The following is a 12,773-nucleotide window of genomic DNA, read 5'->3' as shown; positions in this document are numbered from 1 at the left end:
GAGCCGGCCGGACCGGCTCGGAAGGACGCCTGGCGGTGATCGAGCAGCTTCCTCGGTGCTCTCACGGGGGCGTAAGCGCTCGGCCGCCCCGTTCGCTTCCCCACCCGTCGTGATGGTTTCGAATAACGGTCATCTCGTTCGGAGATGAAGGCCGCGGGGACCGTCTACCGGTGCCGCACCGGATGCCCGCTCATGACCGAGACCCGGTTGAAGGCGTTGATGGTGACCGCCACCCAGATCACGGCGGAGATCTGGTCGTCGGTGAGGACCTCCCGGGCGGTGCCGTAGGCGGCCTCCTGTGCCATGCCGTCGGCGACCGCCGTGGTCGCCTCGGCGAGCGCGAGCGCCGCGCGTTCGTCGGGCGTGAACAGTTCGGTGTCCCGCCAGGCCGCCAGCACGCCGAGTCGCTGCGGGGTCTCACCCGCGCGCAGGGCGGCGTTCGTGTGTACGTTGAGGCAGTACGCGCAGCCGTTGATCTGCGACACGCGCAGATTGACCAGTTCCACGAGCGTCCGGTCGAGCCCGGCCTCGGCGGCGACCGCCCGCACGGCTTCGGAGGTCCGTACCAGCGCCTGATAGGCCGCGGGGCTCTGCTTGTCGATGAAGATCCGCTGGATCGCGGACCCGGTCGGGTGGGTGCTCAACCTGGGACTCCTTCGGGGGCCGCGGAGGGCTCCCTTTCTGTTGGTGTGCGCGGTGCCGTCGCCCTATGATCGGGCCTGGTAGTTGAATATAGAACAAACAGACGGCTGGGAGGCGGTCCACGGTGAGCAATGTCGAAACGAAACCGATGGAGCTGCGGTGCGGCGCATCGGCGGACGGCCGGCGGCCGGCCACCACGCCGGGAGTCGACGTGCTGACCCCACGCGATGTGCCCCTGGGCGGTCCCCGGGCGATGACCGTGCGGCGCACACTGCCGCAGCGTGCCCGGACCCTGATCGGAGCCTGGTGCTTCGCCGACCACTACGGGCCCGACGACGTCTCCGAGACGGGCGGCATGGACGTCGCCCCGCACCCCCACACCGGGCTGCAGACGGTGAGCTGGCTGTTCAGCGGCGAGATCGAGCACCGGGACAGCCTGGGCAGCCACGCCTTCGTACGGCCGGGCGAGCTGAACCTCATGACGGGCGGCTACGGCATCAGCCACTCCGAGGTCTCCACCCCGCGGACCACCATCCTGCACGGCGTCCAGCTCTGGGTGGCACTGCCGGACGAGCACCGCGACACCGCACGCGACTTCCAGCACCACGTCCCCCAGCCCGTGCGGATCGACGGAGCCGAGATCAGGGTCTTCCTGGGCTCCCTCGCCGGGGTCACCTCGCCGGTGCGGACCTTCAGCCCCCTGCTCGGCGCCGAGATCCTCCTCGAGCCGCACGTGACCGTCACGCTCGCCGTGGACCCCGCGTTCGAACACGGCCTTCTCGTCGACCAGGGGGACGTCCGCCTCGCCGACTCCCTGGTGCACCGCGCCGAGTTGGGTTACGCACACCCGGGCACCGACACGCTGACGCTGACGAACGAGTCGGAGGACACGGCACGGACGGTGCTGCTCGGCGGCACTCCCTTCGAGGAGGAGATCGTCATGTGGTGGAATTTCATCGGGCGGAGCCACGAGGACATCGCGAAGGCCCGGGAGGAATGGCAGAACTCCTCCGACCGATTCGGCGTCGTGGAAGGATATGCGGGAAACCGTCTTCCTGCCCCCGCCCTGCCGAACGCCGTCATCACGCCGCGCAGAAATCCGCCGCGTCACTGAACCCCATTCTGAAAGGCGCCCCATGAGCCAGTCTTCCACCGCTCCCCTCGTCGAGCGGATAGATGCGAAGAACCGCTACGAAATCCTGGTCGACGGCACGCGTGCCGGGCTGACCGCCTACCGCGACCGCGGTGAACAGCGGGTCTTCTACCACACCGAGGTCGACGACGCCTTCGCCGGTCAGGGCCTCGCCTCCCAGCTGGTCCAGCAGGCGCTCACCGACGTCCGGGCTTCGGGGAAGCGGATCGTGCCCGTCTGCCCCTATGTTGCCAAGTTCCTGAAGAAGCACGAGGAGTTCGCCGACATCACCGACCCGGTGACGCCCGACGTCCTGCGCTGGCTGGACACGGAACTGGGCTGAGGGCCCACGCACCGGCCCGGCCGCCGGTCACGGCGGCCGGGTGTACGAGTCGTGCACTGCCGCTGTTCCCACAGTGCACGATATGAGCCCAGGACTGCCCTTCCGCTTTCACCGTGGTCGGTGTCGAAGCCGCTGAATTCCACCGGTTCGGCGTTTCCCATGAACGCCGTGTGGCGACGGGCGGAAAATGCCCGCACGACGATTGGCGCAGGTGCGCTCTCGAGGGTGGGCGCGACGACGCCGCAGGAGAAGGCGTTGGCCTTCGCGGGGAACTCCTCGCCGCGCGCGGCGGCCGCGGCGGCCGTCCGTTCTTCCTGCCGGACGGGGCCCCTCCACGTGGCGGACGAGGACCGGCACCTACAGGTGCGCTGTCGGAACCGATCTCGTGCGCTGACGGTCAAGTGGCGGTCATCCGCGCTCACTAGCGTCGTCCGTGCGCCACCGCACGGGTCCCGCCGTGCCGGCGTTCGGCGGGTCGCGCCGTGTCCGCGCACGGCGGGTCTCGCCGTGCCCTCGTACCGTCGCGCCCGCCCCCCGAGCAGGAATTCCGAGGAGTGCCATGGCCAAGCAGACCATCGCCGAACAGTACGTCGACCTGATGGCCCGGGCCGGTGTACGGCGTATCTACGGGGTCGTCGGGGACAGCCTGAACCCCGTGGTCGACGCGGTCAGACGGCACGAGGCCATCGAGTGGGTCCAGGTCCGCCACGAGGAGGTCGCCGCGTTCGCGGCCGGTGCGGAGGCCCAGCTCACCGGCCGGCTGGCCGCCTGTGCGGGCTCCTGCGGACCGGGAAACCTCCATCTGATCAATGGCCTGTACGACGCCCACCGTTCGATGGCGCCGGTGCTCGCACTGGCCGCCCACATCCCCAGCGGCGAGATCGGCACAGGATACTTCCAGGAGACGCACCCCGACCGGCTGTTCGCCGAGTGCAGCCACTACTCGGAGCTCATCTCCTCGCCCCGGCAGATGCCGCGCGTGGTGCAGACGGCGATCCAGCACGCCGTCGGCCGGCGCGGCGTCTCCGTGGTGGCCCTGTCCGGCGACACCGCCGCCGAGGACTCCCCGGACGCCGCGCCCGAACTGGCCATGCCGCTGGACCTGCCCGCCATCCGCCCGAGCGACCAGGAACTGACCCGGCTCACGCAACTGGTGGACGCGGCGGAACGCGTCATGGTGTTCTGCGGCCGGGGCGTCGCCGGCGCCCACGCCGAGGTGATGGCCTTCGCCGAGAAGGTCAAGGCACCGGTGGGTCACGCCCTGCGCGGCAAGGAGCACATCCAGTACGACAACCCGTACGACGTCGGCATGTCCGGCCTGCTGGGCTACGGAGCCGCGTACGACGCCATGCACGAGTGTGACCTGCTGCTGCTCCTCGGCACCGACTTCCCCTACACCGACTTCCTGCCCCGCCATGTGCGGACCGTCCAGGTCGACGTGCAACCCGAGCGGCTCGGGCGGCGAACCCAACTCGACTTCGCCGTCTGGGGAGACGTCCGCGAGACCCTGCGGTGCCTCACCCCGGCGGTGCGGGAGAAGCACTCGCGCCGGTTCCTCGACCGCATGCTGGAGCGGCACGCCCACGCGCTCGAGGGCGCCGTGAACGCCTACACCCGCAACGTCGACAAGCACACCCCGATCCACCCCGAGTACGTCGCCTCGGTGCTCGACGAAGAGGCAGCCGACAACGCTGTGTTCACCGTGGACACCGGCATGTGCTGTGTGTGGGCGGCGCGTTACCTCACGCCGAACGGACGCCGCCGCATCCTCGGCTCGTTCGTGCACGGCTCGATGGCCAACGCGCTGCCCCAGGCCATCGGCGCACAGTTCCTCGACCGCGGCCGCCAGGTCGTCTCCCTCTCCGGCGACGGCGGGTTCTCCATGCTCATGGGCGATTTCCTGACACTCGTCCAGTACGGGTTGCCGGTGAAGGTGGTCGTCTTCAACAACTCCTCCCTGGGCATGGTCGACCTGGAGATGATGGTCGACGGACTGCCCCCGCACGCCACGAGCTACCCGCACACCGACTACGCGGCGATCGCCACTGCGGCCGGTGCGCGCGGCATTCGGGTGGAGAAGCCCGCCGAGGTACGCGACGCGCTGCGCGAGGCCTTCGCGCATGACGGACCGGCGCTGGTCGACGTCGTCACCGACCCGACGGCGCTGGCCGTCCCACCGAAGATCACCGCCGAGCAGATCAGCGGCTTCGCGCTGTCCGCCGGCCGGACGGTTCTGACCGGCGGAGTGGGACGCATGGTCCACCTGGCACGGGCCAACCTCCGCAACATTCCCCGCCCTTAGGGCGCACCCGGGGGTGCCCGGCAACGGGCACCCCCGCCAGGGGAGTGCGCGCACGGACGCTCGCAACTCCGGGTGACTCCCCCGGTCCTTTCGGCGGGCCGCCGGCTGATCCGTGGCGCGGGCGGGTACCGGCTGCGGGCCGACGGCGACTCGGTGGACCTCCTGCGGCTCCGCGAGCTGAGGGAGGAGGCCCGGCGGGCCGCTCGTCCGCACCGGCCGTGGAGCTGCTCACCGCGGCCCCGTGGCGGTGGAGGGGACCGGTCGCCGCCGCGATCGTGCCTCAGGCGCGCGCCCGCGCCGCGTGCGGTGCCGCGGAACGCGGGCACATGGCGGCGCGGGAGGCAGCCGACGCGGCGCTGCCCGCCGGCGTACCGGACGCGGTGCTGCCCGAACTCCGCAAGGCGGCCGACCACCCCCTGGACGAACCGCTGCCGGCGAGACTCGTCCTCGCGCCGGCGGCCACGGGCCGCCGTTCCGAGGCACGGGAGACCTACGAGGCCGCGGTGCAGGGCCCGGCTCCACGAACTGGACGAGCGGCTCGGCGCGGTGTGAACGTCAACGGCAGGTCCGGACCGGACGCCGGATCATGCGTGGCCGGATTCGGGCGCGGGTGTTTCCTGCTGTTCCCGCCGCCGTTCCTCCTGGTCTGACCGTTCCTTGCCTCCCCCCGGTTCCCCCCGTTCCCCCTGATCCGGCACGGCGGGTCCCGAACCGGCCGCGAAGGCGTGGGTGACCTCGGGCACCGTGCCCGGGACGAGCAGCGCGCGGGCCCGCTCCTCGTAGCGGCGGTCGGTGACCGTGAGGCGGCTGTGGTGCTGGGCGACGTGTTCCGCCCAGGACGCGACCAGGTAGTTCTCGACGAACCGCTCCGGGTCGTGGCCGTCCTGGTAGAGGCCCCATTCGAGGGCTCCCGTACGGCGCCTGGACCACGCGACATGGTTCATCCGGTCGGTGAACGCGGCGCGGTGGTCCGGGGCGACCCGGTAGACGACGGAGACCAGAACCGGGCCGTCGGTCTCTCCGGGTTCGAACACCAGTGGGGGAGCGGGCCAGTGGTCGGACAACGACGGGTCGATGCCCTCCGCGTCGTACAGCGGCCACCGCCGCACGCTGGCCGCGCTCAGCAGCATCACGGCGCCGGCGACCAGGAGGGCGGCCGTGAGCCCGAGCCAGTCCGCCACCGCGCCCCACACGGGTGCCGCCAGCGCTTGACCTCCCTGGAACACCAGGAGGTAGACGGCGAGTCCGCGCGCCCTCACCCAGCCCGGAAGCCGCGTCTGCACCGCCGCGTTCAGGGTGGACAGCACGCTGATCCAGGCGAGGCCCGCGGGCAGCAGGGCGATGGTCACCAGCCAGGGCATCCGGACCGTGGCCAGCACCGTCAACACCGCGGCGAACACCACCGCCCCGGCGGCGAGCGTGCCGTTCGTGCCCAGTAGCCGCCGGATCCGTGGCAGGACGAAGGCCCCCGCCACGGCACCCACGCCGACCGCCGTCAGCAGCAGCCCGTATCCGCCCGAACCGAGGCCGAGGGAGCGGCTCGCGCTCAGCGGCAGCAACGACCACAGGGCGGCGCCGCCGGGGATGAACAGGATCGTGCGCAGCAGGACCCGACGCACGCCGGGCGCGTTCCAGACATAGCGGCGGCCCGCGTTCAGGGCGGCCGACAGCCGCTCGTTCCCCGCGGTGGGCAGGGTCGTCCCCGGGCGCCGCCACAGCACGAGGACCGCCGCGATGCCCAGATAGGACACCGCGTTGAAGGCGAAGACCCACCCCGCGCCCGCCGCCGCGACCACCGCCCCGCCCAGTGCCGGGCCGACCGCGCGGGCCAGGTTCACGTTCACCGCGCCCAGCGCCGCCGCCTGACCGAGCCGCCGGCGTTCCACCAGCTCCGGCTGGATCGCCTGCCAGGCCGGGCCCATCAGCGCGGTGCCGCACCCCAGGAGAAAGGTGAGGGCGAGCAGCGCCGTCGGCCTGAGCGCATCCGTGAACGCCAGCACGGCCAGCGCGCCGGAGACCGCGAGCATCGCGAACTGCGCGACGAGCAGCACCGAGCGGCGGTCGAACCGGTCGGCGACCACCCCGGAGGGCAGGGCGAGCAGCACGACGGGCAGGCTCGACGCGGTCTGGACGAGGGTCACCAGAGCCGCGTCGTGCCCGACGAGCAGCCATTGGGCGCCCACCGTCTGCATCCAGCTGCCGATGTTGGAGACCAGCTGGGCGATCCACAGTGCCCGGAAGACGCGCCCTGCGAGCGGCGCCCAGGGGGAGTCGGACCTCGAGGGGCCGGGTGATGACGGAGCGGCGCTCATACTGGTCCTGACCGGTGCGGAGTGGGGGCGGAGTGCGGGCGAAGTGCGGGCGAAGCAGGGAGCAGTGCGGGAGGACATGCCCTGCCAGGTGGTGCGGTCGCATGAGAGCCCAGGAGTCACCGACCGCCGAGTGCTGCCCGGGAGCGCACCGGTCGTGGTCCGCCGGCGCACCGGCCCGGCCCCGGCCGGCGCCGCGTCCGTGTTCCTGTACGGCGGGGCCTGCCGCGGGACGGGCCCGCCCTCACGACTCCGACCGGGTCCAGGCGGGACCGCCGGCCGAGAGGCGGTGAGTGGCCGCGGAGGTGACCGCGAGCAGCAGCAGGGCCAGGCCCAGGGTGAACACGAGGTGACCGTGCAGCAGCAGTCCGGTTCCGACGAGGGCGCCGAGGAACATCGCCAGCACGGACAGGATCCGGCGGCCGGGCCGCGGTGCCGCACCGCCGGCCGGGGTGGAGTCCGCGGCCAGCCCCGTCAGGGTCAGGGTGAGTACGGTCGTGGTGAGATCCGGGACGCCCAGGCGCCGGGCGACCGCGTTCTGCAGGCCCATGCCGAGCCCCAGGAACACGATCAGTGTGTACTGGACGCCGGTCGTGACCCGGCCGCCGGTGACCGCCGCGACGGCCACGGTGACGGCGACCAGGACGGTCTGCACGGCGGTCGCCGTCTTCAGCAGGTGCCCGCGGTGCGCCGCGAACCGCGTGCCGACCCGGCCGCCGGCAAGCGCCCCGAGGAGGAACGCTGTCAGCGAGACGACGGAGGCGAGTGCGGACAGGTTGGCGGCGCCCGCCAGCGCGAACCCCAGGAACACCACGTTGCCGGTCATGTTGGCGACGAAGACATGCCCGAGCGCCAGATAGCTCACCGCGTCGACCAGACCGGTGACCACCGTCAGCGTCAGCATGAGGGGAGGCAGAGGTCCGTGGCGGTCGCCCGTGGGCGGCACGAGCGTGCGGACCGCGTCATTCAGCAGCCGGCGCATGCGGCTTCCTTTCCGGTGCGGTGGGCGCGCGGTGCAGCACCACGCGGGTGAGCAGCCCGCTCAGCGGGCCGATCACGATGGCCGGCAGCACGATCCACAACGGCCAGGGCGTGATGCCCAGCGCGTGGTCCAGGGACCGGCGGCCGGGCCCGGTGAGTGCGAGCGCCGCGGAGATGACGACCAGGACCATCGGATACTCGTAGCCGTCGTTCTGCACCCACAGGCCGTGGGACCACTTGACGGTGCCCGCGACCGTCATGACGCCCATGGCGGCCATCGCGGCCAGGGGCGTGAGGAGTCCGGCGGCCAGGAACAGGCCGGCCCCGATCTGACTGGCTCCCGCGACGACCGCGGTCAGCCGACCGCCGCGGAACCCGTCGTGGCGGAACTCCTCGGTTCCGCCCGCCAAGCCATGGCCCCCGAGCCGGAAACTCACCTTCTGCACTCCATGACCGGCGATGAGAAGTCCCGTCACCAGCCGGAGGACCAGCAGCCCAGCGTTCATCTGTTCCTGCCTGTTCCTGACTCCGTCCTGACTGCTCTGCGAAGGAGCCGGGATCAGCCGGCGGCGTGGGCCCCGATGATGGCCTGCGCGTAGACCATCCCGAGGCCGTAGGTGCCGCCGTGCTCCTTGACCACGTCGCCCACGGCGGCGTACGTCTCGGTGCGGGCCCAGTCACGCTGCAGCTCCAGGAGGACCTGCACCCAGGTGACCGGGACCGCGCCGGCCTGGACCATGCGCTGGACGGCGTGTTCGTGGGCCTGCGGGGTGACGCCACCGGAGGCATCGGTGACCACGTAGACCTCGTAGCCCTGAGCGAGCGCGGAGAGCACGGGCAGGACGATGCAGACCTCGGTCCACAGGCCGGCGAAGACCAGCTTCTTGCGGCCCGTCGCCTTGACCGCCTCGACGAAGTTGACGTCCTCCCATGCGTTCATCGTGGTGCGGTCGATGATCTTCTGCTCGGGGAAGACCTCGGGCAGCTGAGGCATGATCGGGCCGGAGAAGGTTTCGGCGGCCACGGTGCTCAGCACGACCGGCACGTCGAACGCCTTGGCGGCCTTCGCCAGGCCGACGGTCGAGTTGATGATCGCGGTGCGGTCGCCGCTGCCGGTGCCGAAGAACATCTGCGGCTGGTGGTCGATGAACAGCACCGCGCAGTCGTCCGGGGTGAGCAGGTCGGGGCTGGGGGCAGCGGTGACCTCGGAGATGTTGACCATGGGAGTGCCTTTCCATGAGTGAGACGCGGACGGGCGTCCGTGTCGGGCAGGCGCCCTCCTGGGGACGGGGCCTGTGGTGGGGTGGTGTCCCGGGAGGGGCGGCTCCGGGGCCGGGCCCCTCCCGGGAGCTCTAGAGGACGAAGCAGGGGTCGAACGGGGTGCCGGCGCCGTCCGGGGTCAGACCGCGCTGGACGCGCCACTCGCGGTGCCGCTCCGACTCGGCCACGGCCTCGCCGAGCGCCTGCGCCTGCCGGGCGCCCGCGAGGCCCTGCCCGGACGCCTGGTAGCCGCCGAAGTGCGCCACCGGGCTCCAGGCGGGACTGATGGGCGGCAGCTCCTCGTCGAGGCCCTCGTACTCGGCGGCGGCGTACACGATCCGGCCGCCGGTGACCGTGAGGAGCGACTCGATGTGGGGGATGACCGGCTCGGGGGCGGTGAAGTAGTCCTCGGACAGCACCGCCAGGTCCGCGTAGCACCCCGGGCGCAGCACGCCCTTGACCTCCTCCTCGCCGGTCAGTTCGGCGCCGGCCCGGGTGAACATCTCCAGTGCGGTCTGCCGGTCGACCTGGTTCGTCCAAGGACGCAGCGCCAGGTCGCCGACCGTGCGGCCACTGACCAACCAGTGCAGGGCGACCCAGGGGTTGTAGGTGGAGACCCGGGTGGCGTCCGTGCCGGCGGCGACGGTCAGCCCGCGGTCCAGCATGGCGCGGATCGGCGGGGCGTCCGCGGCGGCGCCGGGGCCGTAGCGGCGCAGGAACGCATCGCCCTGGAACGACAGCCGGTTCTGCACGGACATGGCTCCGCCGAGGGCGGCGACGCGGTCCAGGCTGTCCGGCGAGACGGTCTCCGCGTGGTCGAACAGCCAGCGGTTCCCGGCCGGGAAGAGCCCTTCCGCGGCCAGCTTCTCGAACACCTCGAGGTCCCGGCGGATGGTGTGGTCATACGTGGCGTGCAGCCTGAATCCCCACCCGTTCTCCATGAGGAGACGGACCGCCTTCTCGAAATCCGCCTCGTAATCCGGGGCGAGGTCCGGGCGCGGCTGGGCGAAGTTCTCGAAATCGGCGGCCGCCCAGGTGAGATTCTCTCCCGCCCCGTTCAGCCGCAGCCATTCGTCCCCGTCCTCGGGACGGGCCATTTCGATCCAGCGGGTCAGGTCGGCTATCTCCTGCCCGGCCGTCTGCGGGAAGAGATGGTAGGCGATGCGCAGCGACAACTGACCGGCCTTCGCCAGTTCGATGACGGTGCTGTAGTTTTCGGGGAAGTTCTGGAATCCGCCGGCCGCGTCGATGGCCGAGGTCAGTCCGAACCTGTTCAACTCGCGCAGGAAATGCCGGGTCGAGGTCTTCAGGTCCTCGCCCTGGAGCACCGGCGCCTTGGCCAGGGTCGAGTACAGGATGAGAGCGCTGGGCGCGGCCAGCAGCATGCCCGTCGGCTCCCCGTCCCGGCCGCGTACGATCTGCCCGCCCTTGGGATCGGGCGTGTCCTTGCCGTAGCCCGCGGCCTTCAGCGCCGCCCGGTTGAGCACGGCCGACTGGTACAGGTGCAGCACGAACACCGGGGTGTCCGGAGCGGCGGCGTTCAGTTCCGCCACGGTCGGCAGCCGGCGCTCGGCGAACTGCTCGGCCGACCAGCCCCCCACCACCCGCACCCACTGGCCCTTCGGGGTACGAGCGGCCTGTTCACGCAGCATCGCCAGGCCCTGACGCAGGCTGCGCACCCCGTCCCAGCGCAGCTCCAGGACGTAGTTGAGCCCGCCGCGGATCACATGCAGATGGGCGTCGTTGAGGCCTGGGACCACCCGTCGCCCGAGCGCGTCCACCACCTTGGTGTCCGCACCGACGTACGGCGCCACGTCCCTGTCGTCGCCGACGAGCGTGATGACACCGCCCCGGACGGCGATCGCCTCCGCCTGGGGGCGGTTCGGGTCTCCCGTGTGGACCTTCGCATTGCGGACGACGAGCTCCGCGGAATCGTCGGTGGCTCGGGGAACCAGTCCGCCGACCGGCATTGCTGACATGTGTGTACGACCCCCTCCGGGACGAACGGATGCGATGTCCGCTGTGGTTGACGTCCGCGGACGAAGCGAAGCGGAATTGTGCGTGTGTACGTCGGCCCGAATGCACGGGCGGACCGCGACCGCTCGGCCACCACACTAGGCCCGCTGGAAACCGTGGTGTTTTCTGTCAGTGCACCGCCGTCTTCCTCTCAGCGCACCGGGATTCGCAGGTCGTCGATCGGCGACCACGGCGACGCCTGTGCGCTGTGGGTAAAACAGCCGTGCGCTGTGGGGCAACCGCCGCGCCCACCGTGGTTTTACGCTGGCTGTCAGCGGCGCCGGAGTGGTCAGCACACGAACCGGGTCGTTCGCCGGCAGGACCGGCGTCCCCGACGTAATCCGAGGAGTTTTCCATGTCCGATGCCGTCGCGCTGGTTCAGCCGGTACTGGAAGCGGCCGCAGCCGAGTTCGCCGAGGCGACCGCCAATCCGCCGTACCTGTTCGACCTTCCCCCGGCGGAAGGGCGCAAGGCCGTCGACGAGGTGCAGTCCGGCGACATCGACAAGCCGGCGGTCGACGAGGAGTGGATCACCGTCTCCGGCGGTCCGACGGGCAGCGTCCGGGCGCGCATCGTCAGGCCGGCCGGCGCCACCGGCACCCTTCCGGTGATCCTCTACATCCACGGCGCGGGCTGGGTCTTCGGCAACGCCCACACCCACGACCGCCTGGTGCGCGAACTCGCCGTCGGCGCGAGTGCCGCGGTCGTCTTCCCCGAGTACGACCTGTCGCCCGAGGCCCGCTACCCGGTCGCCATCGAGCAGAACTTCACGGTCGCCCGCTGGGTCGTGGAGGAGGGCGCGGCCAAGGGCCTCGACGGCTCCCGGCTGGCCGTCGCCGGTGACTCCGTGGGCGGCAACATGACCGCGGCCCTGACCCTGATGGCCAAGGAGCGCGGCGGCCTCCCGCTGGCCCAGCAGGTGCTGTTCTACCCGGTCACCGACGCGAACTTCGACACCGGCTCCTACCACCAGTTCGCCACCGGCTACTTCCTGCGCCGGGACGGCATGCAGTGGTTCTGGGACCAGTACACGACCGACGAGAGCGAGCGCGCACAGATCACCGCCTCCCCGCTGCGCGCCACCACCGAGCAGCTGAGGGACCTGCCTCCGGCCCTGGTCATCACCGCCGAGGCCGACGTGCTGCGGGACGAGGGCGAGGCGTACGCCAACAAGCTGCGCCAGGCGGGAGTCCCGGTCACCGCCGTGCGCTTCCAGGGCATCATCCACGACTTCGTGATGCTCAACGCCCTGCGCGGCACCCACGCGGCCGAGGCCGCCATCAGCCTGGCGGCGCGCACCCTGCACGCGGCTCTGCACACCGCCTGACGAAAGGAAGTGGACGTACCCCGTCCCGGGCGGCGAGGACGCGGTCGAGGTCACCACCGCCGAGGAGGCCTTCCCGTCGATCTTCGCCGCCGACGTCCCGGCGGACGCGAGTGCTTCGGCGCGAAGCGGGCGGGGCGACCGTCGCCGAGCTGGAGGGCGTCTCGCTCGCGGTCGCGGTCTCGGGGCCCGAGGAGGTCACCCACCTGATCCGGGACACGGTCCGCGCGACGAGCTGACCGCGCGCACGGACGGCCGCGCGGAGGCACTCCCGCCCCGCTGCGTGCGGAGGCACTCCCGCACCGCGTCCGCACGGCCCCACCGCGACCGAGTGGTGGGGCGGCCCCGGCCGCCCGACACTGGAGAGGTGGCCGGGCCCTCGGTGGCCGGTGCACCAGGCGCACCGGAGGTACGGACCGCATGGGCGGCGCCGGCCGCGTCGCGGGCATGACGGCATCGGCCGC

12 protein-coding genes are annotated in these 12,773 nt (G+C 71.7%); 6 read left to right on the top strand and 6 right to left on the bottom strand.

Annotated elements, in window-relative coordinates; all coding sequences use genetic code 11:
- Positions 1 to 164: 164 nt before the first annotated feature.
- Positions 165 to 644 carry a carboxymuconolactone decarboxylase family protein gene (locus tag ACFYZJ_RS07440; RefSeq protein ID WP_388563862.1) on the bottom strand — a complete coding sequence of 160 codons (480 nt, stop codon included), beginning with the start codon at positions 642 to 644 and terminating at the stop codon, positions 165 to 167.
- 122 nt (positions 645 to 766) lie between these two features.
- Between ACFYZJ_RS07440 and ACFYZJ_RS07435 the strand changes: the two genes are divergently transcribed.
- The 4 genes from ACFYZJ_RS07435 to ACFYZJ_RS07420 all read left to right on the top strand — a co-directional run bounded on the left by ACFYZJ_RS07435 (position 767) and on the right by ACFYZJ_RS07420 (position 5,069).
- Positions 767 to 1,756: a pirin family protein gene (locus ACFYZJ_RS07435; RefSeq protein WP_388563860.1), complete on the top strand. Its 990-nt coding sequence runs from the start codon at positions 767 to 769 to the stop codon at positions 1,754 to 1,756.
- A 22-nt stretch (positions 1,757 to 1,778) separates the two neighbouring features.
- Complete coding sequence (locus ACFYZJ_RS07430; protein WP_388563858.1) at positions 1,779 to 2,117, top strand: GNAT family N-acetyltransferase; 339 nt, start codon at positions 1,779 to 1,781, stop codon at positions 2,115 to 2,117.
- Positions 2,118 to 2,676: 559 nt separating this feature from the next.
- A complete protein-coding gene (locus ACFYZJ_RS07425; RefSeq protein ID WP_388563856.1) occupies positions 2,677 to 4,419 on the top strand; it encodes a pyruvate dehydrogenase in 1,743 nt (580 codons plus the stop codon).
- A gap of 218 nt (positions 4,420 to 4,637) precedes the next feature.
- Positions 4,638 to 5,069, top strand: a complete 432-nt coding sequence (locus ACFYZJ_RS07420; protein ID WP_388563854.1) for a BTAD domain-containing putative transcriptional regulator — start codon at positions 4,638 to 4,640, stop codon at positions 5,067 to 5,069.
- Here the strand turns inward: ACFYZJ_RS07420 and ACFYZJ_RS07415 are convergent.
- The 5 genes from ACFYZJ_RS07415 to ACFYZJ_RS07395 form a co-directional block, all read right to left on the bottom strand.
- Positions 5,004 to 6,731 (bottom strand): MFS transporter, encoded by a 1,728-nt coding sequence (locus tag ACFYZJ_RS07415; protein ID WP_388563852.1) that lies wholly within the window; start codon positions 6,729 to 6,731, stop codon positions 5,004 to 5,006. The genes ACFYZJ_RS07420 and ACFYZJ_RS07415 overlap by 66 nt on opposite strands.
- A 241-nt stretch (positions 6,732 to 6,972) precedes the next feature.
- Positions 6,973 to 7,710, bottom strand: coding sequence for a YoaK family protein (locus ACFYZJ_RS07410; RefSeq protein WP_388563850.1), 738 nt, complete (start codon positions 7,708 to 7,710; stop codon positions 6,973 to 6,975).
- Positions 7,691 to 8,215 (bottom strand): DoxX family protein, encoded by a 525-nt coding sequence (locus tag ACFYZJ_RS07405; RefSeq protein ID WP_388563848.1) that lies wholly within the window; start codon positions 8,213 to 8,215, stop codon positions 7,691 to 7,693. The genes ACFYZJ_RS07410 and ACFYZJ_RS07405 overlap by 20 nt, the downstream gene beginning before the upstream one ends.
- Positions 8,216 to 8,268: 53 nt before the next feature.
- Entirely contained in the window at positions 8,269 to 8,931 is a 663-nt protein-coding gene (locus tag ACFYZJ_RS07400) for a hydrolase (RefSeq protein WP_388563846.1), read from the bottom strand.
- 130 nt (positions 8,932 to 9,061) lie between these two features.
- On the bottom strand, positions 9,062 to 10,948 hold the full coding sequence (locus tag ACFYZJ_RS07395) for an amidohydrolase (protein WP_388563844.1): 1,887 nt from the start codon (positions 10,946 to 10,948) through the stop codon (positions 9,062 to 9,064).
- A gap of 392 nt (positions 10,949 to 11,340) precedes the next feature.
- Here ACFYZJ_RS07395 and ACFYZJ_RS07390 point away from each other — a divergent pair, with 392 nt between their 5' ends.
- Both ACFYZJ_RS07390 and ACFYZJ_RS07385 read left to right on the top strand, forming a co-directional pair.
- Positions 11,341 to 12,312 (top strand): alpha/beta hydrolase, encoded by a 972-nt coding sequence (locus ACFYZJ_RS07390; RefSeq protein WP_388563842.1) that lies wholly within the window; start codon positions 11,341 to 11,343, stop codon positions 12,310 to 12,312.
- Positions 12,313 to 12,422: 110 nt separating this feature from the next.
- Complete coding sequence (locus tag ACFYZJ_RS07385; RefSeq protein WP_388563840.1) at positions 12,423 to 12,548, top strand: hypothetical protein; 126 nt, start codon at positions 12,423 to 12,425, stop codon at positions 12,546 to 12,548.
- The last annotated feature ends 225 nt before the right edge of the window (positions 12,549 to 12,773 follow it).

The sequence above is a fragment of the Streptomyces sp. NPDC001848 genome, from assembly GCF_042891915.1.
Lineage (GTDB): Bacteria > Actinomycetota > Actinomycetes > Streptomycetales > Streptomycetaceae > Streptomyces.
This window is presented reverse-complemented; position numbering and strand designations above follow the sequence as displayed.

What these genes read in the sequence shown, in the direction of transcription:
- ACFYZJ_RS07430 (WP_388563858.1), top strand. Translation starts at nt 1,779, where the DNA reads ATGAGCCAGTCTTCCACCGCTCCCCTCGTCGAGCGGATAGATGCGAAG.
- ACFYZJ_RS07425 (WP_388563856.1), top strand. Translation starts at nt 2,677, where the DNA reads ATGGCCAAGCAGACCATCGCCGAACAGTACGTCGACCTGATGGCCCGG.
- ACFYZJ_RS07415 (WP_388563852.1), bottom strand. Translation starts at nt 6,731, where the DNA reads ATGAGCGCCGCTCCGTCATCACCCGGCCCCTCGAGGTCCGACTCCCCC.
- ACFYZJ_RS07410 (WP_388563850.1), bottom strand. Translation starts at nt 7,710, where the DNA reads ATGCGCCGGCTGCTGAATGACGCGGTCCGCACGCTCGTGCCGCCCACG.
- ACFYZJ_RS07405 (WP_388563848.1), bottom strand. Translation starts at nt 8,215, where the DNA reads ATGAACGCTGGGCTGCTGGTCCTCCGGCTGGTGACGGGACTTCTCATC.
- ACFYZJ_RS07400 (WP_388563846.1), bottom strand. Translation starts at nt 8,931, where the DNA reads ATGGTCAACATCTCCGAGGTCACCGCTGCCCCCAGCCCCGACCTGCTC.
- ACFYZJ_RS07395 (WP_388563844.1), bottom strand. Translation starts at nt 10,948, where the DNA reads ATGTCAGCAATGCCGGTCGGCGGACTGGTTCCCCGAGCCACCGACGAT.
- ACFYZJ_RS07390 (WP_388563842.1), top strand. Translation starts at nt 11,341, where the DNA reads ATGTCCGATGCCGTCGCGCTGGTTCAGCCGGTACTGGAAGCGGCCGCA.